25 protein-coding genes are annotated in these 26,114 nt (G+C 62.1%); 16 read left to right on the plus strand and 9 right to left on the minus strand.

Annotation, left to right across the window (positions count from 1 at the left end; genetic code table 11):
* Positions 1-12: 12 nt before the first annotated feature.
* The 5 genes from ACTJLB_RS26785 to ACTJLB_RS26805 all read left to right on the plus strand — a co-directional run bounded on the left by ACTJLB_RS26785 (position 13) and on the right by ACTJLB_RS26805 (position 7,618).
* The gene (locus tag ACTJLB_RS26785; RefSeq protein WP_440785067.1) at positions 13-2,682 is read left to right on the plus strand and encodes an excinuclease ABC subunit A; all 2,670 of its coding nucleotides are present in this window, start codon (positions 13-15) and stop codon (positions 2,680-2,682) included.
* A 565-nt stretch (positions 2,683-3,247) separates the two neighbouring features.
* Positions 3,248-4,654, plus strand: a complete 1,407-nt coding sequence (locus ACTJLB_RS26790; protein ID WP_440785069.1) for an SAM-dependent methyltransferase — start codon at positions 3,248-3,250, stop codon at positions 4,652-4,654.
* 1 nt (position 4,655) lies between these two features.
* Positions 4,656-5,993, plus strand: a complete 1,338-nt coding sequence (locus ACTJLB_RS26795) for a sensor histidine kinase (protein WP_087750769.1) — start codon at positions 4,656-4,658, stop codon at positions 5,991-5,993.
* Positions 5,994-6,000: 7 nt separating this feature from the next.
* The gene (locus ACTJLB_RS26800) at positions 6,001-6,405 is read left to right on the plus strand and encodes a response regulator (protein ID WP_020067525.1); all 405 of its coding nucleotides are present in this window, start codon (positions 6,001-6,003) and stop codon (positions 6,403-6,405) included.
* A 181-nt stretch (positions 6,406-6,586) separates the two neighbouring features.
* Positions 6,587-7,618: a response regulator gene (locus ACTJLB_RS26805; RefSeq protein ID WP_020067527.1), complete on the plus strand. Its 1,032-nt coding sequence runs from the start codon at positions 6,587-6,589 to the stop codon at positions 7,616-7,618.
* Between the two features lie 159 nt (positions 7,619-7,777).
* Here ACTJLB_RS26805 and ACTJLB_RS26810 read toward each other — a convergent pair whose 3' ends face one another.
* Positions 7,778-8,539: a GntR family transcriptional regulator gene (locus ACTJLB_RS26810; protein WP_440785070.1), complete on the minus strand. Its 762-nt coding sequence runs from the start codon at positions 8,537-8,539 to the stop codon at positions 7,778-7,780.
* Between the two features lie 56 nt (positions 8,540-8,595).
* On the opposite strand from ACTJLB_RS26810, the gene ACTJLB_RS26815 reads away from it, so the two are divergent.
* The 3 genes from ACTJLB_RS26815 (at position 8,596) to ACTJLB_RS26825 (ending at position 12,353) form a co-directional block, all read left to right on the plus strand.
* Positions 8,596-9,327, plus strand: coding sequence for an enoyl-CoA hydratase/isomerase family protein (locus tag ACTJLB_RS26815; RefSeq protein WP_088176254.1), 732 nt, complete (start codon positions 8,596-8,598; stop codon positions 9,325-9,327).
* A gap of 95 nt (positions 9,328-9,422) precedes the next feature.
* Positions 9,423-10,823: an MFS transporter gene (locus tag ACTJLB_RS26820; RefSeq protein ID WP_020067530.1), complete on the plus strand. Its 1,401-nt coding sequence runs from the start codon at positions 9,423-9,425 to the stop codon at positions 10,821-10,823.
* 18 nt (positions 10,824-10,841) lie between these two features.
* The gene (locus tag ACTJLB_RS26825; RefSeq protein ID WP_440785072.1) at positions 10,842-12,353 is read left to right on the plus strand and encodes an aldehyde dehydrogenase; all 1,512 of its coding nucleotides are present in this window, start codon (positions 10,842-10,844) and stop codon (positions 12,351-12,353) included.
* 144 nt (positions 12,354-12,497) lie between these two features.
* Here ACTJLB_RS26825 and ACTJLB_RS26830 read toward each other — a convergent pair whose 3' ends face one another.
* The gene (locus ACTJLB_RS26830; protein WP_020067532.1) at positions 12,498-12,734 is read right to left on the minus strand and encodes a hypothetical protein; all 237 of its coding nucleotides are present in this window, start codon (positions 12,732-12,734) and stop codon (positions 12,498-12,500) included.
* A gap of 253 nt (positions 12,735-12,987) precedes the next feature.
* Here ACTJLB_RS26830 and ACTJLB_RS26835 point away from each other — a divergent pair, with 253 nt between their 5' ends.
* Entirely contained in the window at positions 12,988-14,100 is a 1,113-nt protein-coding gene (locus ACTJLB_RS26835; RefSeq protein ID WP_440785073.1) for a hypothetical protein, read from the plus strand.
* 244 nt (positions 14,101-14,344) lie between these two features.
* Positions 14,345-15,277 carry a LysR family transcriptional regulator gene (locus ACTJLB_RS26840; protein ID WP_204521281.1) on the plus strand — a complete coding sequence of 311 codons (933 nt, stop codon included), beginning with the start codon at positions 14,345-14,347 and terminating at the stop codon, positions 15,275-15,277.
* Here ACTJLB_RS26840 and ACTJLB_RS26845 read toward each other — a convergent pair.
* Positions 15,254-15,976, minus strand: coding sequence for a redoxin domain-containing protein (locus ACTJLB_RS26845; protein WP_440785074.1), 723 nt, complete (start codon positions 15,974-15,976; stop codon positions 15,254-15,256). The genes ACTJLB_RS26840 and ACTJLB_RS26845 overlap by 24 nt on opposite strands.
* Before the next feature lie 143 nt (positions 15,977-16,119).
* Positions 16,120-16,680, minus strand: coding sequence for a carboxymuconolactone decarboxylase family protein (locus tag ACTJLB_RS26850; protein ID WP_204521284.1), 561 nt, complete (start codon positions 16,678-16,680; stop codon positions 16,120-16,122).
* A gap of 248 nt (positions 16,681-16,928) precedes the next feature.
* On the opposite strand from ACTJLB_RS26850, the gene ACTJLB_RS26855 reads away from it, so the two are divergent.
* On the plus strand, positions 16,929-17,051 hold the full coding sequence (locus ACTJLB_RS26855; RefSeq protein WP_440785075.1) for a hypothetical protein: 123 nt from the start codon (positions 16,929-16,931) through the stop codon (positions 17,049-17,051).
* Positions 17,052-17,061: 10 nt separating this feature from the next.
* Here the strand turns inward: ACTJLB_RS26855 and ACTJLB_RS26860 are convergent, their stop codons facing one another.
* The 4 genes from ACTJLB_RS26860 to ACTJLB_RS26875 all read right to left on the minus strand — a co-directional run bounded on the left by ACTJLB_RS26860 (position 17,062) and on the right by ACTJLB_RS26875 (position 19,701).
* The gene (locus ACTJLB_RS26860) at positions 17,062-17,463 is read right to left on the minus strand and encodes a nuclear transport factor 2 family protein (protein ID WP_087750761.1); all 402 of its coding nucleotides are present in this window, start codon (positions 17,461-17,463) and stop codon (positions 17,062-17,064) included.
* A gap of 67 nt (positions 17,464-17,530) precedes the next feature.
* Positions 17,531-18,130: an NADPH-dependent F420 reductase gene (locus ACTJLB_RS26865; protein ID WP_440785077.1), complete on the minus strand. Its 600-nt coding sequence runs from the start codon at positions 18,128-18,130 to the stop codon at positions 17,531-17,533.
* Between the two features lie 27 nt (positions 18,131-18,157).
* On the minus strand, positions 18,158-18,925 hold the full coding sequence (locus ACTJLB_RS26870) for an SDR family NAD(P)-dependent oxidoreductase (RefSeq protein WP_440785078.1): 768 nt from the start codon (positions 18,923-18,925) through the stop codon (positions 18,158-18,160).
* A 41-nt stretch (positions 18,926-18,966) separates the two neighbouring features.
* On the minus strand, positions 18,967-19,701 hold the full coding sequence (locus ACTJLB_RS26875; protein ID WP_392395143.1) for an SDR family NAD(P)-dependent oxidoreductase: 735 nt from the start codon (positions 19,699-19,701) through the stop codon (positions 18,967-18,969).
* A 101-nt stretch (positions 19,702-19,802) separates the two neighbouring features.
* Between ACTJLB_RS26875 and ACTJLB_RS26880 the strand changes: the two genes are divergently transcribed.
* Entirely contained in the window at positions 19,803-20,768 is a 966-nt protein-coding gene (locus ACTJLB_RS26880; protein ID WP_440785079.1) for a LysR family transcriptional regulator, read from the plus strand.
* A 115-nt stretch (positions 20,769-20,883) separates the two neighbouring features.
* Here ACTJLB_RS26880 and ACTJLB_RS26885 read toward each other — a convergent pair whose 3' ends face one another.
* Complete coding sequence (locus tag ACTJLB_RS26885; RefSeq protein WP_440785080.1) at positions 20,884-21,711, minus strand: SDR family oxidoreductase; 828 nt, start codon at positions 21,709-21,711, stop codon at positions 20,884-20,886.
* Between the two features lie 99 nt (positions 21,712-21,810).
* Between ACTJLB_RS26885 and ACTJLB_RS26890 the strand changes: the two genes are divergently transcribed.
* From ACTJLB_RS26890 to ACTJLB_RS26905, 4 genes are all read left to right on the plus strand, one after another.
* Complete coding sequence (locus ACTJLB_RS26890) at positions 21,811-22,713, plus strand: LysR family transcriptional regulator (RefSeq protein WP_440785081.1); 903 nt, start codon at positions 21,811-21,813, stop codon at positions 22,711-22,713.
* A gap of 343 nt (positions 22,714-23,056) precedes the next feature.
* The gene (locus tag ACTJLB_RS26895; protein WP_088176268.1) at positions 23,057-23,941 is read left to right on the plus strand and encodes a LysR substrate-binding domain-containing protein; all 885 of its coding nucleotides are present in this window, start codon (positions 23,057-23,059) and stop codon (positions 23,939-23,941) included.
* Positions 23,942-24,079: 138 nt separating this feature from the next.
* Complete coding sequence (locus ACTJLB_RS26900; RefSeq protein WP_440785082.1) at positions 24,080-25,321, plus strand: CaiB/BaiF CoA transferase family protein; 1,242 nt, start codon at positions 24,080-24,082, stop codon at positions 25,319-25,321.
* Complete coding sequence (locus ACTJLB_RS26905) at positions 25,318-26,091, plus strand: enoyl-CoA hydratase-related protein (protein WP_440785083.1); 774 nt, start codon at positions 25,318-25,320, stop codon at positions 26,089-26,091. The genes ACTJLB_RS26900 and ACTJLB_RS26905 overlap by 4 nt, the downstream gene beginning before the upstream one ends.
* The last annotated feature ends 23 nt before the right edge of the window (positions 26,092-26,114 follow it).

Raw genomic sequence — 26,114 nt, forward strand, 5'->3', positions numbered from 1 at the left:
CTACCGACCGATATGGATGCAAGCAGCCGCAAACCCCGCTCGTCCTCGGCGTCTTCCCGCACAGACACGGGGTTCGTCAGCGTGCGCGGCGCGCGGGAACATAATTTGAAAAACGTCGACGTGCAGATTCCACGCGACGCGCTGGTCGTATTTACAGGCGTGTCCGGTTCGGGCAAGTCGTCGCTCGCATTCGGCACGCTGTACGCGGAGGCCCAGCGACGCTACTTCGAATCGGTCGCGCCTTACGCGCGGCGTCTGATCGAGCAGGTCGGCGTGCCCGAAGTGGACGCAATCGAAGGATTGCCGCCCGCTGTCGCATTGCAACAGCAACGCGGCACGCCGTCGGCGCGTTCGTCGGTAGGAAGCGTGACTACGCTGTCCACCCTCGTGCGCATGCTGTATTCGCGGACTGGAACATACCCGCCCAAACAGCCCATGTTGTTTGCCGAGCACTTTTCGCCGAACACGGTGCAAGGCGCCTGTCCGACATGCCATGGGCTAGGGCGCGTGTATGAAGTCACCGAAAGCTCGATGGTGCCCGACGACTCGCTGACCATCCGCGAGCGCGCGATCGCTGCGTGGCCGCCCGCATGGCATGGACAGAATCTGCGCGACATCCTCGTGACGCTTGGTTATGACGTGGATACGCCGTGGCGCGATCTGCCGAAGAAAGATCGCGGCTGGATTCTCTTCACCGATGAGCAGCCGACCGTGCCCGTCTACGCCGGTCTCACACCCAAAGAGACGCGCGCAGCGCTCAAACGGAAAGACGAGCCGAGCTACCAGGGGACGTTTACCGGCGCCCGCAGATACGTCCTGCATACCTTCGCCAACACGCAAAGCGCGCTGATGAAAAAGCGCGTGTCGAAGTACATGGTGTCGAGCGACTGTCCGGAGTGCGGCGGCAAACGGCTCACGAAAGAAGCGCTATCGGTGAAATTCGCCGGACTCGATATCGCCGAGCTTTCGCAGTTGCCTCTCTCAGGACTCGCCGCGCTTCTTGAACCGGTCGCGCGCGGAGAATGGCAGGAGCCGGTCGAGGTACCACGGGGCAAGGGCGACGTGCTCAGCAGGAGCGCTATGCGCGACGCCGTCGAGCGGCGCGTGGCGGCTGGCGGCTCGGCGCACAAGGCCTCTCCTGACGTGCGACGTACGCCGAACCTGTCCGGCGAGAAGCGCCTCGCCGCGCAACGCATTGCGGCCGAACTTCAGGAACGGTTGACCACGCTCATCGACCTGGGCTTGGGTTATCTCTCGCTCGATCGCAGTACGCCGACGCTGTCTTCGGGTGAACTGCAGCGCTTGCGGCTCGCCACGCAATTGTCGTCGCAGCTCTTCGGGGTCGTGTATGTGCTCGATGAGCCATCGGCCGGCCTGCATCCCGCGGATGGCGAAGCGCTTTTCAGCGCGCTTCAGGCGCTGAAAGCAGCGGGCAATTCGCTGTTCGTCGTCGAGCACGATCTGCAGATGATGCGGCGCGCCGACTGGCTGGTCGACGTGGGTCCCGCTGCAGGCGAGGAGGGCGGTCACATTGTGTATAGCGGACCGCCCGACGGACTCGCGGCGGTCGAAGCGTCACAGACGCGCCGGCATCTGTTCGCGCCGCCGGCAAGCGTTGAGCGCACGCAGCGCGACGCGAAGGGCTGGCTGCGGCTTGCCGGTATCACGCGTAATAACCTGCATGGGCTGAACGTCGCGTTTGCACTCTGCTGCCTGACGACGGTGACCGGCATATCCGGCTCGGGCAAATCGAGCCTTGTGAGCCAGGCGCTGCCGGAACTGGTTGCGAGCCGGCTAGGGAAAGCAATCGAAAACCCGGACGATGACGAACAGGACCCGCTGCTCGCCGATGGCGGCATGCCGGCGAGCGGCCACATCGTTGACGGGATGGAATCGATCAGACGGCTTGTACGGGTCGACCAGAAGCCGATTGGACGCACGCCGCGTTCCAATCTGGCCACCTACACAGGCCTTTTCGATCAGGTGCGCAAGCTTTTCGCGGACACGCCCGCCGCCCGCAAGCGGCGCTATAGCGCGGGTCGCTTTTCGTTCAATGTTGCGCAGGGCCGCTGCCCGACCTGCGAAGGCGAAGGGTTCGTCAGCGTCGAACTGCTTTTTCTGCCGAGCGTCTATGCGCCTTGCACGACGTGCCACGGCACCCGTTATAACGAATCGACGCTGGAAATCACGTGGCGGGACAAAAACATTGCGCAGGTGCTGGGCTTGACGGTCGACGCCGCGTGCAGTTTCTTCGCCGACCAGCCCGGCGTGATGCGTTCCCTCACCGCGCTGCGCGACATCGGCCTCGGCTATCTGCGACTCGGCCAGCCGGCCACGGAGTTATCCGGCGGCGAAGCACAGCGCATCAAGCTAGCGACCGAGCTGCAACGGGCCCAACGCGGCGACACGCTATACATCCTGGACGAGCCTACGACGGGTCTTCATCCCGCCGACGTCGATCGGCTAATGGTGCAATTGCAAGGACTTGTCGATGCGGGCAACACGGTCGTCGCGGTCGAGCACGATATGCGAGTGGCCGCACAAAGCGACTGGGTCATCGATGTGGGCCCAGGGGCGGGAGACGCTGGCGGAACGATCGTGGTGAGCGGAAGACCCGCTGAAGTCGCGCGCAAAAAGGAGAGCCGCACCGCTGCGTATATCAGGGAACAGCTGGCGGCCTGATTCGGCGGCGCAGCTATTCGAATAACCTCGATCGACGAACGCACCGCACGCCGTTCGCGCCTGGCAACCAGGTCATGCGTAACGCATTTGTTCAATGTCAGGTGTGCATCAAGAGCCTTATCATGCATGCCGCACGGCCGTGGACCTACGCGCTTTCTGCGCCGTTCGCCGCATGCCTCCATCCCGCTTCACTGACCAGATGACAGTGGACGACAGCATTCTTTTTTATCAGTAGAATGCTGCAACCGCAACGATTCAGTGTTGCCGCAACCGACGCTCGGGCTCATCAGTTTCACGGTCTCGTCAAGACCGTGAGGCTATCAGCACGCGTGTCGTCGCGAGGCGACGCAGTCATGTCGAATGCAAAACTTGTGTGGCCGCTGCGAACGGGAGTGAATCGCACGCCGCCACGAACAATGGATCGCCGTCGCCACAACTGAAACCGTTGGCGACACGTGTCACCTGGACCAACGACGCCATCGGCGCTCACCTGGCCGACCTGCTGGCCGGATAGGGCGTCGGATCCCAAACCAACTAGTCGTGATACTTACCTGGCCGCAATATTGTGTATTCCAAAACGCAAATCGATCCGGTAGTCAGCTTCCGGAACTCGCAGGGCGAGCAGGTACGAGGCACGATCATCAATCTCCAGCGAAACTCGCTGGTGATGGAGATCTATAACCCGTACTCGATTGTGCAGGTCAGCGAGGTGCTGAGCGACCTGTCCGTCAAGATGGGCGTGGAACACGCCTATTCTGGCAAGGCAGTCGTCATCAGCATGGTCAATACCGGCCTCACAGCAATCGTTTCGGTAACGCTGATCGCCGAGTGGCGCGAACTGAGTGGCGGCGCGCTGGAAGCGCGTACGGTCGGCGAAGAAGCGCGCCGGTTCGTGCAGGACTGGACCGGCCGTTTCCAGATCCGTCGTGATTACCAGATCGCAGTCAACCAGATCCGCGCTTTTCTCTCGGACATGTCGCGATGGGTCGAGCAGGCAGACCTCGGCGAAACCATGCCGAAGGAAGGCAATAGCCTGCGCGAGGACTTCTTCTTCGAACTGGCATCGCCATTAATGGAGAAGACCAAGCTCTACTTCGACGAATTCGAAGGCGAGGCACGTCTGGTCGACGAAGAACTGGCGCCGGCACACCGTGCCTTTGCCCAGGCTGCGCTACATCCGCTGCTGCTGCGCTCGCCGTTTGTCTTTCGCACGTTCACGAAGCCGCTGGGCTATGCCGGCGACTATCAGATGGTCAATCAGATGCTCGACGATCCGCGCCAAGGGCCGAGCACGTATTTCCAGATCGTCAACGCTGCCTTCCTGCAGACGGCCGTTGCGCGCGCGCACCGCAATCGCGTCGACCTGCTGGTGGACTACCTGACCCGGCTCGCCAACGAAGCGCGCGCCGCGCAGCGGCCGTTCCGTGTGCTGAACGTAGGTTGCGGCCCCGCTCAGGAGATCCAGCGTTTCATCCACGAATACGACGAACCGCAGTGGCTGACGTTCGAACTGCTCGACTTCAGCCAGGAGACACTGGACTGGACACGTGAACGCCTCGCGTCCATTTCACAGAAAATGGGCAGGCGCATGACCATTAGCTACACGCACGATTCTGTCCACCACCTGCTCAAGCGCCGGATCGATGCGCACGCATCGGACGTTCGTGAATTCGACGCGGTGTATTGCGCCGGCCTCTTCGACTACCTGTCGGACAAGGTGTGTGCGCGGCTGAACCAGCATTTCGCCAGCCGGACCCGACAGGGCGGCCGCCTGCTGGTAACCAATGTCCACGCCGACAACCCGGAGCGCCTGAGCATGGAGCACGTGCTCGAGTGGTACCTGATCTATCGCAACGAGGCACAGATGGCCGACATCATGCCGGAGAACTGCGGAGAGCCGCGCCTGTACACGGACTCGACCGGGGTTAATGTGTTCGCCGAGGTGGTGATCGGCCTGCAACAAGTAGCCTGAGATGACGACCTCCCTTGGTGGGCTACAGTCGAACTATCGTGAAGAGCTGCGCGACTACCGGTTGCTGTGCAGCAAGGCCGGCGGCCTGACGGTGATCGTGCTGGTGCTGATGGGCGTTGCGCTCGACTATGTCGTGTATCCGGACGAGCAGAAGCGCTTTGCGATCATTCGGTTGCTGACCAGCGCAGCCATTGGCCTGGCATTGCTGTCGTTTTACACGACAACGGGCAAACGCCACGTGCAGATCATCACCTTCCTCTGGCTGCTGTTGCCGCAGGCAATGATCTCCTGGATGATTTATGTCACGCAGGGCGAGCAGTCATTGTTCTATGCCGGGCTCATGCTGACGATCTTTGCGGTCGGCATCCTGTTCCCTTCCGGCTATTGGCAGACGCTCGCTTTCGGGCTGGCCACGGTCGCGCTCTATTACATAGCCTGCGTGGCTCATGCGGGCGGCATACACGACCCGAGCAAGTTTCTGTTTCAGCTCATCCTGATCTTCTTCTGTGCGTTGGCCAGTTCGGTGTACACCTACTTCAACGAGAAGGGCCGTTTCCAGCTTTTCCGGCTGAAGGAGGAGCTGGCGCACAAGAACGACCAGCTCGCCCGTACCAACGAAAGCCTCGCGCAGATCAAAGGTCAGTTATTGCAGCAGGAGAAGATGGCTGCAATCGGTACGTTGTCGGCGGGGTTGCTTCACGAGGTCAACAACCCGGTGAACTTCTGCCTGATGGCGATCGAAATCGGCATGGAGGAACCGCAGGCCAAAAGCAGCCCTTCGCTGATGGAGTGCCTGACGGATGTCAAGCAGGGGATGCAACGCATCCAGCATATCGTGTCGGACCTGAAGACCTTTGCCTACCGTCGACCCGGCGCGGCGGCAGACGACGTGCCGTTCCTGTTCGAGAAGGCGCTTGACTCGTCGATCCGCTTGAGCGCGCATGAACTGCGCGGCGTGAGCGTCACGCGTGAGCTGTCCGACGACACCCTCGTGCTGGGCGACGAAGCCGCCATTATCGGCGTGCTCATCAACCTGTTTTCAAATGCTGCTCTGGCCATGCAGAAGGCCGGCACCGCGTCGCCGCGCATCCACGTCGCGGCGGAATGGCGCGACGACCGCCTGCATGTGAATGTGCGCGACAACGGACCGGGAATCGCCGCAGAAAATCTCGCGCGAGTGTTTGAACCGTTTTTCACTACGCGCGAAGTCGGCCAGGGCCTCGGCCTTGGCCTGTCCATTAGTTATGCGGTGGTGGAGCGGCACGGCGGCACACTATTCGCGGAAAGCAAGTTGGGCGAGTGGACCGCGTTCAACTTCGACCTGCCGCGTGCCGAGTGATATCGAAATGAGCAATACGCAGCAGAGCCCGCACACTGTCGTCTATGTCGATGACGAAGATTTAGCCCGCAAGTACTTTGCGCGCGCGGCGGGCAGTGACTACGAAGTACTTCTCGCGAGCGGCGCGGAGGAGGCTATGTCGATCCTTCGCCGCGAAGGAGCGCGCGTGGCCGTGCTTGTGACCGACTTCCGCATGCCGGGCCGTCACGGCGACGATCTGCTGCGCCAGGTCGCTCAGGAGTATCCGCATATCGTCCGGATCCTGGTGACGGCCTACGCGGACAACAACGCGTTGCCGGCCGCAGTCAGTTCCGATGGGGTGTTCCGAATCCTGGAGAAGCCCCTGGGCGTGAGCACGGTCCGCGAGGTGTTGACATCGGCGACGACAGCCCAAGTGTCGCGACTGACGTGACGCAGCGCTTGCCGGTCGACCCGGTTATCACGAAGACCGGCGCAAGCCGCTTCGGCATGATCTTCAGCAACCGCGTCGCGCAGCTTGTCGGGAACATCGGGATCAGATCCGCAGTCGGCGGCGGTACGGCCGCGACGCTGGAATCTCCAAATTTGAAGGATCGAATGCACAGGAGTTACCAATGAGCCATACGATTGCCAACCAGACGCCGCCTCCGGCGATTCTGTTCGTCGACGACGAAGCCACCGCGGTCAAATACTTCGAACGCGCCATCGGCTCCATTGCGCCGGTGGTGACGGGCGCCTCGGTGGACGACGGCAAGGCGATGCTGGACGCCCACGCCTCCAGTCTGGCGGTGCTCGTGTCCGACCAGCGCATGCCGGGCGAACATGGCAACGAACTTTTGCGCTATGCGCGAGAGCGCTATCCCCACATCGTCCGGATACTGACAACGGCCTATTCCGAGCTGGATCAGACCGTCGAGGCCGTCAACCAGGGCCAGATACATCGCTACATCAAGAAGCCGTGGGATATCTCAGCGCTGCGCATGGAGATGAAGCAGGCGCTGGAGTTGTCGGGGCTGCGCAAGGAACGCGACGAACTCGTGCGCGAGAAGCTTGGCGTATTGCAGACGCAGACGGTGGCCACCCGTATCGGCGTAGTGCACACGCTGTGCGCGAGCCTGATTGGCCCTGGCCGGTTCCAGCCGGTGGAAACTTACCTGACCGGCACCGAACTGGCCGGTACGCGCAATGCCGAGCCGGACTGGCGGCGTATGGACTACGCCGATCTGGTGCATGCCGAGAGCGAATGCAGCGGCAGCTTCGGTCACGCGGTCGGTACGCGTCTCGCGCAACTGCGTGCGCAGACTGCGGGGCGCGGCGTTGCCGACGCGTTGCCGGTCTTGATGGATGTCCTCGGCGCCACGGTGCGCGGCAATGGTGAGGCGCTGTTTTGGACTTCGCCCTCAACGCTGAGCGAGTTCCTCACGCGCCCGGTGGGTCACGCGGTATCCGCCGAGCACGCTGCGTGGCTGGCCTGCCTGTTGTGGCTAGAAGAAGCCGGCGGCGCGCTGCAGTTCTTCCGGGAAGGTGACGCTATCGTCTGCCGTGCCGGTGCGCGGGCCAGTTTTGCGGCCGACCGCCTTGCAGTCTGGATCGAGCGGTTCCTTGAGCCTGCATTCGACCAGGATAAGCCGACGGTCCGCGTTTAAAGAGGGCGCAACGATCGTTGCCCGGGCAATTAGCTCACGGGGCGAACGATCGTTGTATCCGGAGAAAATTCTTCGGGCCGGCCGGGTGCTGAACGGCCGGCAGGAGCAACGGAGCACTTGTTCGTGGGCCGTTGCGCGGCGTAGCGTAGCGACGGCCGTCTATTTCCCTGCATTCTTGAGCACATCCAGCGCGGCCTCGCACGCCCGCTGCAGTTGTTCCCTCATCAGATCCTGCGCATCCCCGGTGCCGTTGACGACAGCATCGCGAATTCGCACTGCCTGTTCGAACGATGCGCGCATCCGCCCGCCTTGCGTCATTGCGATGCGGCGCAGTCGCCGCACCGGCCCGATCAGCGAGGCATGATTCTGCTGCAACGTGCGGTTGTCGGCGATCGTCATGACTATGGCGTAAAAGCGGTCCAATGCATCGACATAGCCGGCAGCGTCGCCGGCATCGACGCTCGTTCGCATCGTGTCGATCACATCATCTAGCTGAGCGGCACCGAGCGATGTAATGCGCTCGGATGCAAGCTGCACCGCGAGACATTCGAGCGCGGCCCGCACCGTATAAATCTCTTCCACATCGCGAAGCGTGACCGAACGCACATATGCGCCCACTCGCGGAAGAACCGTCACGAGCCCTTCACGCTCGAGCTGCGCGAACGCCTCGCGCATCGGGGTGCGACTAACGTTCAGCTGTTTTGCGACCTGCACTTCGGACAGACGGCTACCCGGAGCGAGCACGCCTTCCACGATCGCCTCGCGCAACGCGGGGACGACAACGCCATCGCTCAACGAATCGCCGGTTGAGTCCAGCGTGCGAAGCCGCGCGTGATACCGCGTGGCAATGGATTCGAGACTCGGCGCGTGGCGCGTGTGCGCTGTCGTGGATTTTGAAGAAGCGGTTTTAGCAGCGGGCATTGACACCTCGGATTTCTGTGAATACTCTGTATACAGACTATACAACAGGAGACGACATGGATCGCAGTGCATTGGAAGCCCCCGTTGTCATAGAGCATACCGGCGACGTGCTCACCTTCACGCTGAACCGCCGGGACGTCGGCAACGAAGTGTCGGTTGCAATGTTCGACGCGATGTCGGACGCGTTGCGCAGTGAGGCCGTGCAACCGAAGGCGCGTGTACTGCGCATCCGCGCGAACGGCGATGTGTTCTGCACGGGGCGCGAGCGAGCGGGGCGGGACGCCGTGTCGATCCGCACCGAAGTCGCGCGTCTGATCGAACTGAAGCGGCTCGTACGCAACACGTCGTTGATCTCAATCGCGCAGGTGCAGGGCGATGCGTTGGGCTTCGGCTTCGGGCTTGCGATCCTGTGCGACTTCACGCTCGTCGCATCGTCGGCGCGGCTCGGGTTTCCTGAGATGCGCAACGGTCTGCCGCCCGCCGCGATCATGGCTTACCTGGGCGGCTATGCGCTGCCCAAGGCCTTGTTTCCGATGGTCCTGTTCGGCGATCCCATTACACCTGAAGCGGCCTTGCAGGCCGGGCTCGTCACGCGAGTATGCGATCGCGCGAACCTGCACGCCGAAGCTGACGCGCTTGCCGCTCGCATTCTCTCGCTCGACGAAGCCGGCGCGAAACAGTGCAAGGCGTTCTTCCTCGCCGCGCAGGAAGGCAGCGTCGAACAGAACTTCCGCGCCGCGACCGACATGCTGACCGTCAACGCATTGCGGTTGATGCAGACCCGCTGAGCGTGGCCGTGCTTCACCCGCTCGATACAACACGACGTGCGGATGTCGATGAAAGCGCTATTTCGCTGACACCGTAACGTCGACTGGAGACAGACATGAACGTCAACGCAGGGCCGAGGCTCGATCGTTTGCCGATGTCGGGATTTCACCGGCGCATCATGTGGTTGATTGGCATTGGGATGTTCTTCGATGGTTTCGATATTTACGTTGCGTCGACGGTTCTTGGCGCAACGCTGAAGTCCGGATTCTCCACGCTCGGGCAGAACGCGCTGTTCGTGTCGCTCACTTTTCTCGGCATGATGCTCGGCTCGCTCGCCACCGGTTTTCTCGGCGACCGGTTCGGGCGGCGCTTCACGTATCAGGCGAATCTCGCCGTGTTCGGGCTGGCCTCGCTCGGCGCGGCACTCGCGCCGAACATGAGCGTGTTGATTGCTTGCCGCTTTGTGATGGGACTTGGACTGGGCGCGGAAAACGTGGTCGGTTACTCGACGCTGGCCGAATTCGTGCCGCCGCAGAAGCGCGGCAGGCTGCAGGGTTTGATGGCGGTCTTCGTCGTGTCCGGACTGCCCGTCGCGGGGCTGATCGGGTTGCTGCTGATTCCGTCGTTCGGCTGGCGCGCGATGTTCGTGCTCGGCGGTGTTGGCGCACTCGGCGTCTGGTATGCACGCAAGTCCTTGCCGGAGTCGCCCCGCTGGCTCGATTCTGTTGGACGCCACGACGAGGCTGACGTGATCCTGCGTCGCGTCGAAGCAGAAGTGACCGCTGAACGAGGCGGCAAGCCGCTGCCTGCGCCAGCGTCCACGAGACCCGGCGCGACGGCGCAACCGGCGCTGTCGTTCGCTTCGTTGTTCAGCGGCGCAATGCTGCAACGGATGATCGTCGGCTGCGTGACGCTCATTGTCATCAACACGCTGCTGTATGGCTTCGTCACTTGGCTTCCGACATTCTTCGTGCATCAGGGCTTCAGCATCGCGAAGTCGTTCGGGTTCGCGCTCGTGATGTCGCTCGGCGCGCCTATCGGCTCCGCAATCGGTGCGCTCACCGCAGACGCGTGGGGCCGCAAGCCGACGATCATCGGCTCGTCGCTCGCCGCGATCGTCTTTGGCGCGATGTATCCGTTCATCACGAGCCCCGTGATATTGCCCATCGTCGGACTGTTGTTGACCATTCCCATCTACGTGCTGGTCGCGCTGCTATTTGCAGTCTATGTGCCGGAACTCTTCCCGACTGAAGTGCGGCTGCGCGCGTCGGGCGTCTGCAATACGCTGGGCCGCGGCGCAACCATCGTGACGCCCTTCATCGTGGTATCGCTTTTTGGGCAGTACGGCATCGTCGGCGTGCTGGCAATGATGATCGGTCTGCTCGCCGTGCAGATCGTCGTCGTTGCATGGCTGGGGGTCGAGCCGACCGGACAGCGCCTCGAAGACCTTCAACCGGAAGACACCCTCGCGCGCGACGCGCTTCATGCCGACGCGCACGCTTCGCCTAACAAATGAATCGACAGGAACCATGTAATGAATACAGGCAACTCACAGCGCTATGACGCGCAATTGTTGATTGGCGGTGAATGGACGGATGCTGAAGACGGCCGCACGCTAGACATTGTGAATCCCGCGACGGGCGAAGTGATCGGGGCGCTCGCGTCGGCTTCCGCTCGCGATGTGGATCGGGCCGTGCAAGCCGGTCATCGCGCATTCGAAGGCGGTGCGTGGCGAGACATGTCGATCCAGCAACGCGCCCGCATTCTGAACCGTTTTGCCGATCTGTTCGAAGCGGATCTCGAACAGTTCTACAAGCTCGAAACGTTGAATAACGGCCGTCCCATTGCGGAAACGCGCGCGCAGATTTCACGCCTGCCGCAGTTCTATCGCTACTTCGCGGCGCTCGCGCTCACGCGCCGCAGCGACGTGATTCCGATCGAAGGACCGTACCTGTGTTACACGCAGCGTGTACCGCTGGGGGTCGTCGCGCTGATGACATCGTTCAATCATCCGTTGATGATTCTCTCGAAGAGCCTTGCCCCCGCACTCGCTACAGGCAACAGCGTCGTCATCAAGGCGTCGGAACAGACGCCGCTGACCACCGTGCGGCTCGTGAAGCTGTTGCAGGACGCGGGCGTTCCCAAAGGCGTCGTCAACGTTGTGAACGGCGAAGGGCGCGTAGCGGGCGCGGCGCTCGCGCAACATCCGCTGATCCGGAAGGTGGTATTCACAGGAGGCACGGAAGTGGGGCGCTCGATCGGCGAGGCTGCCGCGCGTAATTTCGCGCTCACGACGCTGGAACTGGGCGGCAAGGGCGCGGTGATCCTGTTCGATGACTTCGATATCGAGCGCGCAGTGAACGGCGCGGCGTTCGCCGCTTTCATCGGCGCTGGGCAGACCTGTGTCTGCGGGGCGCGCATCCTCGTGCAGAAATCGATGTATGCGGCCTTCCTCGAACGTTTCCGCGCGAAGGTCGAGGGCATCCGTGTGGGCGACCCGACGGATGCGAAGACACAGCTTGGTCCCGTCATTTCCGAGCGTTCGCGTCAACGCATTCTCGCGATGCTCGAACGCGCGCAGCAGGCGGGCGCAAAGTTACTCACGGGCGGACGCGTGCCTCAAGAATTGACGTCGGGGTACTTTCTTGAGCCGACCGTCGTCTACGATGCGGACCCGCATTCGGAGATCGGCCAGGACGAGGTGTTCGGGCCCGTAACGGTCGTCATGCCGTTCGAAGACGAAGCCGACGCGATCCGTATCGCCAACGATACGTCGTTCGGCCTCGCCGCTTCAATCTGGACGCAGGACGTCGCGCGGGCGCATCGCGTCGCCGGCAGGCTGGAGTTCGGCATGGTGTGGGTGAACGACCACCATCGGCTCGACCCGGCGTCGCCGTGGGGTGGATTCAAGAACAGCGGCGTGGGCCGCGAAACGGGCATCGAGTCGTTCGACCAGTTCAGCGAGCCTCGCGCGGTGACGATCAACACATCCGGCAAGACGGTGGACTGGTACGCGGACGATGGCGAGCTGAAGCGGCTCAACTAAACCAAGCGGCGAAACTAGCGGAAGCGAGCCTCCAGGGAGGGTTGAAAACAAACCTCCCTAGAGGCCGTGGCGAACCGATGCTTCGTCGGAATCGGCTGTGCGGGCGTCGCCATGCCGTCGTGGTCACGCCCGCTGTGCCTCGCATTACTGCGTGTCTGGCTGCTTCTGATGCTTGGCGTGCTTGTGCGAACGATGATGGGTCGAGTGGGTACTTGTCGGCGCGGACGTGTTGTCTCCGCCGGCAGTCGGGCCCGCCGTCGCTGCGCCGTGGGCGTTGCCGCCGCCCGATCCGCCGTTGCCATTGCCGCCTGCTTGCGCGCTCGCCGTGCCGGAAACGGCCAATGCGGCCAGAAGTACAAGCATCGATTGAATGCCTCGCATGTTTTGCTCCTTGGATAGTTGATCCCCGTCGCTGGGGCGAAGCGACCGTCACCGCGCCGCAGGCGTAACAGAGCATATGCAGTGCCTGACAGTCGCGCGAGGCGATTCGGGCAGCGACATCGCCAATCGCGATGTTTTGTGTCCTAGACCGCAGTTGGCGCAGGTGGGGCATGTGAAGATCCGTCGCACGAATCGCTGATGTGTACACACCAGTGAGATTCGAAAACGATAAGCGCGATACGGGGACCTTCAAATGAAAAAATATCCAGGCTTACTCTTTGCCCTTCTGCTCGCGGCCTGTGGCGGCGGTGGGGGAGGCGGCAACAGCGCCACCACGGCATCTTCGGCACCTTCGTCCACGAGTCCCAAGGCATGTACCGACGGTCCGTATACGACAGACCCCACGAAAGTCTGCACCGACGCGAGCGGCAATCTCGTCACCGGGTATGTCTACGTGCAGCCGAAGACGGTCATTCCCGACGGAACCGTGATCACCGCGGACACCACGTGGCCGGCGAGCGGCTCTCCGTATTTCCTCGCCGGCACGGTGCGGGTCGCGCCGGGCGTCACGTTGACGATCCTCGATAACACGATCGTGGAGACTTACCGCTCAGTGCCATGCACGGCCGATTGTGTGGGTACGATTCCGACCAAAGGCATCATCAACGTGGCGGGCACGCTCAACGTGGGAAGCCAGGGTCCGGTTCAACTGCTGGGCGTGACGGCCGCTAACACGTCGTTGGCGCAGGACGCGGGTAACGGCACGGTCAGCATCACGCATGCGGTGTTGCAGGACGCGTTCGTGCAGATCAACGACGCCGCGCCGTTCTCGATGACATACAGCCAGGCCACGCACATGAACGTGACGCCAATTGTTCGCAACGGAGTGACGACTTATGAAGCCGGCACGAACGGCTACCCGCGCTTGAGCAGGTCGGCGACCGTGAAAGGCAATACGTTCGTGGACTCCGCGGCCTTCGCTTTCGATCCGTCGGTCTTCGTGCAAAACAATCTGTTCATCAACATGGTCGATCCACTCGTGTTGATCGACGCGTTCCCTGCCAATGGACAGGCGCCCACCGGCGTTGCGCAGCGGAACTCGTTCCTCTTCAAGAAGGACTCACCGAATGGAAACCGCCTCGTGATCGAGTCTCACGGCACTTATAACGCGTCCACGCTTCGTTCTCTGGACTTCACCAACAACTTCTGGGGCCTGACGGATAACACGACCATCCAGTCGCGCGTGCGAGATAGCACCGACACGGCCAACCCGCGGCTGCCCAACGAGATTCTCTATGCACCGGCGCTTCAGAGTCCCGATCCCGCCACGCCGGCGGACCCGCAAAGCGCGACGCCGAATGTGTAAGCAGTGAGGCATAAAGCAGCGCCGGGTATCTGAACCGGCCTGCACGCATCGCCAACCGGCCCCGCCGCAGCATTGCCTGCGGCGGGGCCGACCGTTTTGCGGACTGTCACCGTGATCGGCCACAGATCACAAAGACCGGTCCCCAGCAATTTCATCGACCCCATGCCCTGACGCGCTAGACTTCCGGCTGAACACATCTTAGCCACGACACGGACTTCATCGTCCTTCAAGGGGAAGCAGCCGAATGGACCGGATGGCAGCAATGGAAACGTACGTCAGCGTCGTGGAGGCGGGCTCGTTCTCGGCAGCCGCAAAGCGGCTCAAACTGGGGCAACCGGCCGTGTCGAAGTCGATCGCGCAACTCGAGGAGCGACTCGGCGTGCGGCTGCTGTTGCGCTCGACGCGCGGCCTTACGCCAACCGATGCGGGACAGCGCTTCTATGAGCACGCGAGGCGCGCAATCGAAGAGGTGGATCTCGCCGAACACGTCGCGCGCGACGCGTCGACCGGACTATCCGGCGTGCTGCGCATCAGTGCCGCCGTCACCTTCGCGCGCCTGCACATCCTGCCTGCGCTCAAGACGTTTCTGGACCGGCATCCGAACCTGCAGATCGATATCGTGCTGGACGATCGCACCATCGACCTGCTCGAAAAAGGCGTGGACGTTGCACTGCGCATGGGATCGCTCGATGATTCGACGATGACGGCACGCCGCATTGCGCAAAGCCGTCGACTGGTTGTCGGAACGCCTGCCTATCTCGCCGAAGCAGGCGTGCCGAAGACGCCCGCGGATCTCAGTCAGCACCAGGTCATCGTCTACTCGTTGCGAGGCGGCGGGGAGTCGTGGGCGTTCAGCCAGAGCGGCAAGGAAGTGGCGGTAGTCGTGTCCGGGCGCGTCAGCGTCAGCGCCGCCGAAGGCATGCGCACCACGGTGCTGGGCGGACTAGGCCTTGCAATTGCCTCGGAATGGATGTTCTCGCCGGAACTCGCCGACGGCTCGGTTCAAGCGGTATTGACCGACTGGGAATTGCCCTCGATCGACCTGTGGGCGGTGTTCCCGGCTGGACGGCTGGTGAGTGCGAAGGCGCGAGCGTTCGTCGCCTTCGTCGAAGAAACACTCGGTGTCGTTGGCAGCGGCACCGGCGGCGCACCCTCAGAAAGCGAGCTTGCCGATTGACGCTCCGCCGTCGACGTAAAGCGTTTGACCCGTCATGAAGGCGGCTTTTTCCAGAACCGGGAACATGTCCGACGGGTCCGGACGACGCGTGTAGTCCGGGTTGACCTCCGAATACAGCACGATCCCATCCTGCCCGATGACGTAGCGCGCCGGCATCGGCAAGGTCCAGCCCGGGTCGTCATTGAACGCAGGCAGATCGTTCCTCAGATTCTTGTACAACTCGACCAGATAGTCGGGCAACGCGAAGCGCAATCCGAAGTCGGCGCCTGTCTGCCCATTCACATCGCTCAGCACGGGGAAGCCCAGTTCGTTGGTGCGCACCGATTTTCGGCTATTGACCGCGGTTTGCGGCGAGATCGCCACGACGTTCGCGCCATAGGCCTGAATCTGCGGCAGCACTTCGTTGATCGCCTGCAATTCGATATTGCAGTACGGGCACCAGACGCCGCGATAGAACGTCACCACCAGCGGGCCCTTCACCAGCAACGCAGCGGAAGACACGTCGTTGCCGTCCTGATCTTTCAGGTTGAAATGCGGCGCGCGGTCGCCCGCCTTGATCGCACGGCTCGCCTGTCCGCTTGCTATCAGTTCTGCGGTAGCGCGCTCCATCACCGGATGAATCTCCGGCGGTGCATTGAACGGCGGCTTGCCTGCCTTGAAGTCGGCCCGGAATGCATCGAGTTTGTCTTGCAGTGACATGAGTGTTCTCGGTGAGAGGGAGTATGAAATTGAGGAAGCGGGTGGCCGCAGATTCGGGCTGCGATCTGCGAGGCTGCGATGCTCGTGTATTTGAGCTTCAGTATCGGGTCGGACGGGAGCCGCGAACGGCTCCCCGAGACGGTTTAGGCGGCGACCGGCCTGGTCCACTCGTTACCGGCCATGAAGCTGTCGAGTTCGGTGTGGACGATGTGGTTGGTGTAGTTGCTCATCACTTTGGTCGCCACGCCCAGAATCACTTCGAGCACATTCTGACGGGTGTATCCGGCGGCGAGAAACGCGTCGACATCGGCGTCCCGGACGAAGCCACGTTCGCGCACTACGAGCGTCGTGAAGCGATGCAGCGCTTCGAGCTTTGCATCGGGCAGCGGTGTGCCGGCGCGCAGCGCGGCGATCACGCCTGCGTCCATCTTGATCATCTTTGCCAGCGTGCTGTGACCGGCCATGCAGTAGTGGCAGTTGTTCTCGAAGTTCGAGGTCAGGTAGACGACCTGCTGTTCATGCGGCGTCAGCGTGCTCTTTGAGAACAGGTCCCACAGCGCCGAGTAACCGGCCAGCAGTGCGGGCGACTCCGCCATGTGCGCCTGAAGGTTGGGCACGAAGCCAAAGGCCCGCTTCGTGTCTTCGAGGCCGGCCTTCGAAGCGGCCGGTGCGTTATCGATCGTGTAGGTTTGGAAGTTGCTCATCGTTTTTGTCCTGTTGGTTGACGGTGAGCAAATGATGGAGGTCAGCGCCTTGTCGAAGAAGGCAGGCGCCGTCGATAACAGTCATTCCTGGCAGGCATAAAGCGGTGGCTGTGCGGTCGCGACCGGGTTATGAGACCGCGACTGGTCGGCGATGGCGAAGTACACAATCGAAGAGGCGACGGGGCAAGGGGCATCGTCGCTCGGCCGCGCCGCTAATAACGCCCGATTGGTCTGGACGACTGCTTCGCATGGAGCAGGTGATTGCGCGCGACGGTCGCGACCACGAAACCAAGGACCAGTACTTCATTCTGGCGAATGAAACCGGTACGCGATGGCTCGCGCACCGGTACGACTATCTGCGCGAGCAATGACCGGCGCCGCTCATGCCGGTGCCGAAGCCCGTGCCAATGCTTGCGTGTCGATGTACTCGCGGATCTTCGACACTTTGCCGTTGTGAACGGTAATGGCGAACACCCAATCGTCCTCGAACGTTTTATTGGTGGCTATGATTCTTCCCTTTGCGAAGCCGATGACCAGAACCCGGTCTCCCTGCGCCACGAATTCACTGGGCTGCGTCAACGAAGTCTCCACCGTTTCGGATTGCGTCTGAAGCAGATCCGTTAATCCTGCATGCCCGCGGCGCGTACCGGCCAGCGGCCAGTTGTCGCCCGGAATGATCCACTCGATATCTTCGGCACACAACTCCAGCAGACGTTGCTTATCGCCGCCGCTGATTGCTGCAAAGAAGTCTTTGACGACCTGGACATTCTCTTCAATGCTCATCGAAGTTCTCCGGTTCCAATTCATGACATGTGCCCGCGGGCCAAGAATCCGGCGACGGTCTGATTCATCAGCCGAACCTGACGAGGTCCCTAAAGATCAGCTGACCCCAGCTGTTTCCTCGCGCCTGTACTAGCAGTCCTCCTTCCGAAAGCCCGCCGAGGGTAATCGGCGAGAAACCGAGTTTTTCTGCAAGCGCGCCGACCTCCGCTGCGGCGCCGTTATCGTCGCTCGCGAGGAACACGACTCTCTTTCCTCCATTTACGGCGGGATCCTTTTCAAGGACGGCAGCAGGCAAATGATTGAAGCCCTTGACCAGCCGACCGCCCGGGAAGGCTTGTGCGACGGCTTTGGAAGAAGGCATTCCCCCCAGAGCCTCAGGAGGCACGCCGTAAGCATTGGTCACATCGACGATGGTCTTTCCCTCCCAGGTGGGAAGCGCCCTGGCAACCTCCGGGTACGACTCGAAACGGACCGCCAGGAATATCGTGTCCGCCATGACGGCGTCCGCCAGTGTCCGGGGGACGATCGTGGGTCCGATCGACGCCGCATCGGAGGCGAAGCTCTCCGGGTCGCGCGTGGTTGCAACGGATACTTCGATGCCGCTTCGGGCAAATGCCCTGGCAAGAGCACGACCGATCTTGCCGAAGCCGATAATTGCGTAACTCATCTTTCCTCCTTCGATTTTTCGGCGCGGTCAGAGCTTGTAGCCGCCGCTCGCCTCGATTGTCTGGCCGGTCACCCAGTGGCCATCATCGGAAGCGAGAAACGCCACGACGGCGGCGATTTCCGACGGCTCGCCAAAGCGTCCCAGCGCGATGTTGGCCTCGGCCGCCTTGACGACTTTGGGGTCCTCCCGCAAGGCGGCATTCGCGTCCGTTCGCGTGTAGCCCGGCGCGACGGCGTTCACAGAAATTCCGCGGGACCCAAGTTCGGACGCGAGCGCATGCGTCAGGTTGTTGATGGCCGCCTTCGCCATCGAGTAGACCGGCGCAACGGTCACGGGCTTGGTCGAGGCAGCGGAAGAAATGTTGATGATGCGTCCGCCATCGGCGAGACGGTCCAGAGCGGCCTGAACAATGAAGAAGGGCGCACGGGCATAGACCGCCATTAAGGTATCCCAACTTTCTGGCGTCGCGTCTTTGAAGCCTAACCAGCCGGAATTTCCCGCGTTGTTGACCAGAATGTCGAGGGTTCTGCTTCCGTTCCGCTTGGTGAACTCGTCGTCGAGTTTCTCGAATAGCGCCGGGACAGCCGCCGCATCAACGAGGTCCGCATGGATCGCGAACGCAGTGCCCCCAGCTTTTTCGATCGCCGCGACCACCTCGTCGGCGCCCGATTTGCTGGCGTTGTAGGTCAGCGCGACTGTCGCGCCATCCTTTGCAAGACGCTCAGCAATGGCGCGGCCGATGCCTCGCGATGCCCCAGTAACGAGGGCAGTTTTTCCTTTAAGAGCTTGTCCCATCTGATTTTCTTCCGTGGATGTGTTGATGATTGGATCGCGCGTCAGATTTGCGCGAGGCCGCCGTCGACGGCGAGCTCGCTGGCAGTCATGAAGCTGCTGTCCGACGACGCTAGAAAGGCAGCGGCCGCTCCGATCTCGGCGGGATCAGCCATGCGCTGCAGCGGAGTCATCGAGGCGAAGACCTTCTGGCCTTCTTCGCCGAGCGCCTCCTTCGCGAGTTCGGTCGCCGTCGCCCCGGGTGAGAGCACGTTGATGCGGATGCCGGTGCCCTTCAGATCCACCGCCCAGGTCCGCGCAAGATTGCGCACGGCCGCTTTGCTCGCGCTATAAGCGCTCATTGCCGGAGCGCCCGTGGTGCCCGCACTCGATCCAGTCAGGATGATCGACCCGCCTTCGCCCATCAGCGGCAGCGCTTTCTGAACCGTGAAGATCACACCCTTCACATTGGTATCGAAAGTTTCGTCGATGTGCTCGGCAGTAATCTGGCCGAGCGGAAGCGCGCTTCCTGCCCCGGCATTGGCGAATACGATGTCGAGGCTGCCGCGCTCGGCCTTCACCGCTGCGTAAAGCCTGTCGAGATCGGCCTGGTCGGAGACCGAACCCTTCACCGCGCGGGCACGAGGCCCGAGGTCGGCCACGGCAGCGTCGAGCGCTTCCTGCCGGCGGCCGAAGATGAAGACGAATGCGCCTTCGTCAATAAAGCGCCGGGCCGCGGCGAGGCCAATGCCGGTCGCGCCGCCGGTAATCACAGCAGTCTTGCCATTCAGTCTGTTCACGTCGTGCGTCCTTCAAAAATGGAGAAGACCATTCTCTAGCTCTTGACCCATGAAGACAATTGACTAAAGATGCATTAAAACCATCTACTTTTTAGATAACAATGCTCGACAACGTCACCATCAACCAGCTCCGGGCCTTCGTCGCGGTCTGCGATCAGGGGAGCTTTTCAGGAGCCGCACGGGAATTAAGACGTGCACAGTCGGCGATCAGTCACGCGATCAGCGCGCTCGAAGGTGCGTTCGATGTGGTGCTGTTCGAGCGCAACACTCGCCGAGCGACGCTGACAGCCGCGGGCCGCAGCCTTCTGCCGGATGCTCGGGGGGTGATCTCGCGCACCGAAGAGATGAAGATGCGTGCGGTTTCGATTGCCGAAGCCGGGGTGCCGCAAGTGTCGCTTGCCGTCGATGTCTATTTCCCGCGTGCGCACCTGATCGAATGCCTGCGCACCTTGCAGGCAGACTTCCCGACGGTTGCAATCAATTTGCGCATGACCACCATGCAGGGCGGAGAGCGTCTCGTTTTCGATGGTACGTGCGCATTGGCGGTGACGATCACAGACGTGCCGGAGCTAAGCCCTGGGACCATCGAAAGGCAGCATTTATGCGAAGCGCAAATGGTGACCGTCTGTGCGCCATCGCATCCGCTGGCCGCAATCACGGGGTCCATCCCGCGAGAGGAATTTGGCCGGCACATCCAGCTCGTCGTAACCGACAATCAGCCCGATGCGGAAAAGACGCAACAGGGTGTCGCCAGTGAACGCCAGTGGCTGGTGAACGACCTGGGCGCGAAACACGATCTGCTGAGAGGAAGTTTGTGCTGGGGACACATGCCGCATCATCTGGTTGACGATGACCTCGCGAATGGAACACTTGTCGAACTTAAACGGCGCGCATGGCACATGCGCCCGCTTACTTTCATGATCTCGCAACGGCGCGGATACTCGATTTCCGAATGCGAGACGCGCCTGGTGGAACTCCTTGGCAGCTGTCATAGCTCCGCGAAGGAGGCCGGCCAGCGCGCTGTCTCACGTAAAGGCAAAAAGTCTCCGGTGGTCCGCCGCGCGTAAGCACGGGACGCGGAGCCGTCCGATAGAAAAGGTGGGTCGAATGCCCGCGCCGCCTTATGAATTGGATTGTTCGCCATCCTCAGTAAAAGAGCCGCAGTATTGCAGGGCTGCTTCGTTACGCGTCTTCCATCACAGACAACGCGATCGCCTTCTGCGCTTCGACGCTTGCGAGGCGCCCGGTCAACGCGTCACGAATGTGCTCGTAGGCGAGCCTGCCGAGCACTAGACGCCGCGGCGGATTCGGCTCGTCGATGGTGGCAAGCATCGCCTCGACGGTCTTCGCAGCATCAGCAAATTCGAAGTAGCCGCCGTCGAGCGCGCGGCGTATTTCACCAACAGGCGTATCCGCATAACACGGCAGCGCCGCCGCGACATCCAGTCCCGTGCCGAAATTCGTGCGCGTCGGACCTGGCTCTACGATCACGAAGTCGATGCCGAAGGGCGCGACTTCCTGCGCCACGGCCTCCACGAAACCTTCGATGCCCCACTTGCTTGCGTGATACGCGCCGAAGCCTGGATACGCGATCTGCCCGCCTTCTGACGAGACCTGCACGATGCGCCCGCCGCTTTGCTCGCGCAGACGCGGAACGACAGCGCGGATCAGTTGCATCGAGCCGGTCAGGTTGGTCGCGATCTGCCGGTCGATCTGCGCATCACTGAGTTCTTCCGCCGCGCCGAAGAGGCCGTACCCCGCATTGCTCACGACGATATCGATTCGCCCGAATGCGTCGAAGGCTTGGGCGACGGCACGGCGCATGGCGTCCAGATCCGTCACGTCGCATTCGACGATACGGAGCCTCCTGGGATGCGATGCGAGCAGATCGTCGAGTGCGCCGGGTTTGCGCAGTGTCGCGACCACGCCGTCGCCCCGGGCGAGAACACGTTCCGCGAGTCCGCGCCCCAGTCCGCTCGACGCGCCTGTAATCAGCCAGTTTTTGCTCATTGCGAATCTCCGTTCGACGATCAAAACCCTATGCTAGGCCGTTAACATATGTGTGAGAATCACTATCAATCGGCATGACGAGGTGAAATATATTCAACAATGGCCAAACCCACTTTAGCGGACCTGCAATCTTTCATGGCTGTTGCCGCGCGGCGCAGTTTCGCTCAGGCGGCGGGCGAACTCGGCGTATCGCGCTCGGCGCTGAGTCATGCCATGCGCGGTCTCGAAGCCGATCTCGGCGTGCGTTTGCTGCACCGGACAACGCGAAGCGTGTCGCTCACCGATGCCGGCGAACGCCTGCTCGCGCGTCTGCGTCCCGCGTTGAGCGAGCTCGATGATGCGCTCGACGACGTCTCGCGCTCTGAGGGTGAAGTGCGCGGCTCGCTGCGCATCAACGGCAGTGAAGGTGCGATCCGTCATCTGCTGCGCACGGTAGTGCCGGCGTTTCTCGCGAAATATCCGCTTATGGAACTGGATCTGGTGGCGGACGGGCGGCTTTCCGATATCGTCGCGGAAGGGTTCGATGCGGGCGTACGACTGGGCGAGGCCTTGCCCAAGGACATGATCGCCGTACGCATGAGCGAGGACATGCGCTTCGTTGCGGTGGCGTCGCCGCGTTATCTGCGCAAATTCGGGCGGCCGGGATCACCGGAGGATTTGCACACGCATCGCTGCATCCGGCAGCGTCTTCCTAGCGGAAAACGCTATCGCTGGGAGTTTGCGCAGCATGGGCAGGAGTGCGTCATCGATCCACCCGGCGCGCTCACGCTCGATAACAGCACGCTGATGGTCGAGGCAGCGATCGATGGACTTGGCATTGCGTATGTTCCCGAGCCATATGCGTGCGCGGCGCTGGCGCGCAGGCGGTTATCGGTGGTGCTGGACGAATGGTGCCCGGCTCTACCCGGCCTGTTCCTTTACTTTCCTGGCAGTCGACACATTCCGGCGGGCTTGCGCGCTTTGATCGGTATGTTGCGAGAGGGGGAGCGGTCTCCGGTCTGATCAACGACGTGCCCGAAGCAAACGCCAAATCACAGTCGAACATATCGGAATGGCAGCGGTTAGCTGCCATTCGAACGGCTCATTCAGTGCCAAAGCGGCCCAATGGTCAAGCCGAGCACCGTGGCGTATGCTGCCGTTTGCCGTTCAGCCACCAAAAAAGGCCCTCGCGACTCTGCCCCGGCATTCTGTTGGGCAAGACGCTGCGCGATTTGCACGCTGCCGGAATAGCCTCTTGCTCCGTCCTCGCTCTTCTGTGCTTCACTATTCGGCGAGCTGGCACCTGCCGGATCTTCCTGCGGGCATTTCGAGCCACAATCCCCATATGCTTCTACACAAATAGGCCATGGAACGTCGAGCACTGCTTCCCCCGTTAAATCCCGCCCGGGCGTTCGAGGCGACCGGGCGCCTGCTGAGCATTTCCAAAGCCGCTGACGAGCTGGCCGTAACGCCCGCCGCCGTCAGCCGGCAGGTGCGTACGCTCGAAGCTTACTTGGGCGTCGATCTATTCGAACGGGTGAAAGGACGGCTGGAACTGACGTCGGCAGGCGCGCGGTATCTGGCGGAACTCATGCCGCTGTTTGCATCGCTGCGCGAAGCCACCGGCAGCCTGCGATCGTCCGAGCGGCGTGCGCGCGTGCTCAAGATCCGCTCGCCCGCGACCTTCGCGGTGCGCTGGCTGATTCCGCGTCTCGCGAGCTTTCATCGGTTGCACGAAAACATCGACGTGCAACTCACGACATCCCCGGCTCCGCTGAATTTTGCGCGTGAGGACATTGACGGCGGCATTCAGCTAGGCGACGGCAAGTGGCCCGGCCTGCGTGTGCAACGTCTGATCGCGAACGAGCTGGTGCCTGTCGCAGCTCCTTCCAGACAGGTCAAGGCCCGCGCGCAGTTGCAGGGCGAAACGCTTCTGCACACGCTCGCGCGCCCGGAAGATTGGACCTTGTGGCTGAAGGCGGCGGGTCTTCCTTTGAACGCGCGACGCCGCGAGATGCGCTACGAAACGTCGCTGCTCGCGTACCAGGCGGCGATAGAAGGGCACGGTGTCGCGATCGCGCAGAAGGCGCTGGTGCGTGGTGAACTGGAAAGCGGTGTGCTCGTCACACCGTTTTCGTTCGAGCTCGATCGCGGGCATCACACTTACTACTTCGCGTGGCCAACGGGGCGTCCGCAATCGGATGCATTGAAGATTTTTCGCCGATGGCTGCTTACGTTGCTCAGCGAATAACTTTGACGAGTCGCCGACCTTTTAACAAAAAGTCAACGGCTTGTTTCCAAATTGTAGATTGTCCGGCAGGCCGGTGAGTACCTATTCTCATCAGCATGATTCGTCGCAGTGGCGAGTCACGAGACAGGACAATCACAAATGCCAAGAGACAGCCTCAACGGCGTGCGGGTGATCGATTTCTCGCACGTCCTCGCCGGACCGGTCTGCTCGATGACGCTCGCCGATCTCGGCGCGCACGTCGTCAAGATCGAGCCGCCCGGCGGCGAGATCGGGCGGCGCATCGGACCGCCGTGGATAAGCGGTGAAAGCCCGGCCTTCATCAGCGTCAACCGCAACAAGTACAGCGTCGCGATCGATCTGAAAACCGATGCAGGGCGCGATGCCGTTCGCCGCATGGTGCTCGAGGCGGATGTGCTGGTCGAAAACTTCCGGCCGGGCGTAATGGCGTCGATGGCACTCGACTTCGAGGCATTGCGGCAACTGAACCCCCGGCTCGTCTACTGCTCGATCTCCGCGTTCGGCCAGACGGGCGCGAATCGCAAGCGACCTGGCGTGGATGGCGTGATCCAGGCCGTCAGCGGTCTGATGAGCACGCTTGGCACGACGAACGCCGAACCGCTTAAAGTCCCGATCCCCGTCGCTGACATGATGGGCGGCTATCTCGCGTCGATCGCGATTCTCGGCGCGCTGCATCAGGTTCGCGCGGGCGGTGGCGGACAGCACCTCGACGTGAGTCTCTACAACGCGACGCTGATGCTGCAGCAAATCGGCTTCGCCGCGTTCTTCGCGTCCGGGAGAGAGCCGGAGAAGACCGGCAGTGCTGCGCCTTATGCGTGCCCAAACGAAGCGTTCCCAACGCAGGACGGCTGGATGATGGTGGTCGCCTACCATCCGGAGCGATGGCACGCGCTATGTGAGGTGCTCGATTCGTCGTCGCTCGAAGCGGATCCGCGGTTTGCCACCAACGATGATCGCGTGCGCCATCGCGCGATCCTCCATCACATACTCGCCGCGCGTTTCGTCGAACGCACGACTGCGGACTGGATGGAACGGCTCGCGGCGCGCGACATTCTATGCGCGCCCGTCGCAACCTACGGCGATGTCATCGAAACAGCGGAGTACGCTGAATGCGGACTGGCGCAGACGATCGATCATCCGGTCGCGGGCACGATGCGCACGCACGGTTTCGCGCTCGGTCCATCGGATCGCCCGAGCGCGCCCGACTTGCCCGCGCCGCTGACGGGCCAGCACACGTTGCAGATGCTGGAGCGATACGGCTTCGCTGAAAGCGAGATCGCGGGCCTGCTGAACGCCGGGGTTATCCGCGTGGGCCGCGCAACGCGCGACACCTGCGATGAAGACCGCAAGGTGAGCGCATGAGCGCGATGATCTGCAGCGGACGACGCGGGCGGGTCGCGCTCGTGCGTCTCGCGTCGGACAACCCGCTGAATCCTCTGACCGACGCGTTGATGGATCAACTGATCGACGTGCTGCTGCGCAATGAAGCCGACCCGCAGGTTCACGCGACCGTTTTGACTGGGTCCGACAAAGCTTTCGCTGCCGGCGCGGACATCGTCGCGATGTCGAAGCTCGATTACGCAACCGCCTTCTCGGATGACTACATCGGCCGTAGCTGGGATCGTATCCGCACGGTCCGCAAACCCATCATCGCGGCGGTAGGCGGCTATGCGCTCGGCGGCGGTTGCGAACTGGCGATGATGTGCGACATCGTCATCGCCGCGGACGACGCGCTCTTCGGCCAGCCCGAGATCAAACTCGGCATCGTGCCGGGGGCGGGCGGCACACAGCGTCTGCCGCGCGCGGTCGGAAAATCGACCGCGATGCTCGCGTGTCTGACCGGCGAGCCGCTTGGCGCCCAGGAGGCACTGGCTTACGGACTCGTGTCGAAGGTCGTCGCGCGCGAGCGGTTGATCGACGAAGCGATGCGCGTCGGCGAACAGATCGCGCGTCATTCGCTGCCGGTGATCGTCGCGATCAAGGAGGCCGTCGATCGCGCGTACGAGTCGTCGCTGTCGGAAGGACTGTTGTTCGAGCGACGGCTATTTCACGCGGGCTTTTCGCTCGCCGATCAGAAAGAAGGCATGGCGGCGTTTCTGGAACGCCGTCAGGCCGCGTTTCAGAACCGGTAGTGGCCGGGAAAACAAACAGGAGA

The sequence above is a fragment of the Paraburkholderia sp. 22098 genome, assembly GCF_052045935.1.
Lineage (GTDB): Bacteria > Pseudomonadota > Gammaproteobacteria > Burkholderiales > Burkholderiaceae > Paraburkholderia > Paraburkholderia caledonica.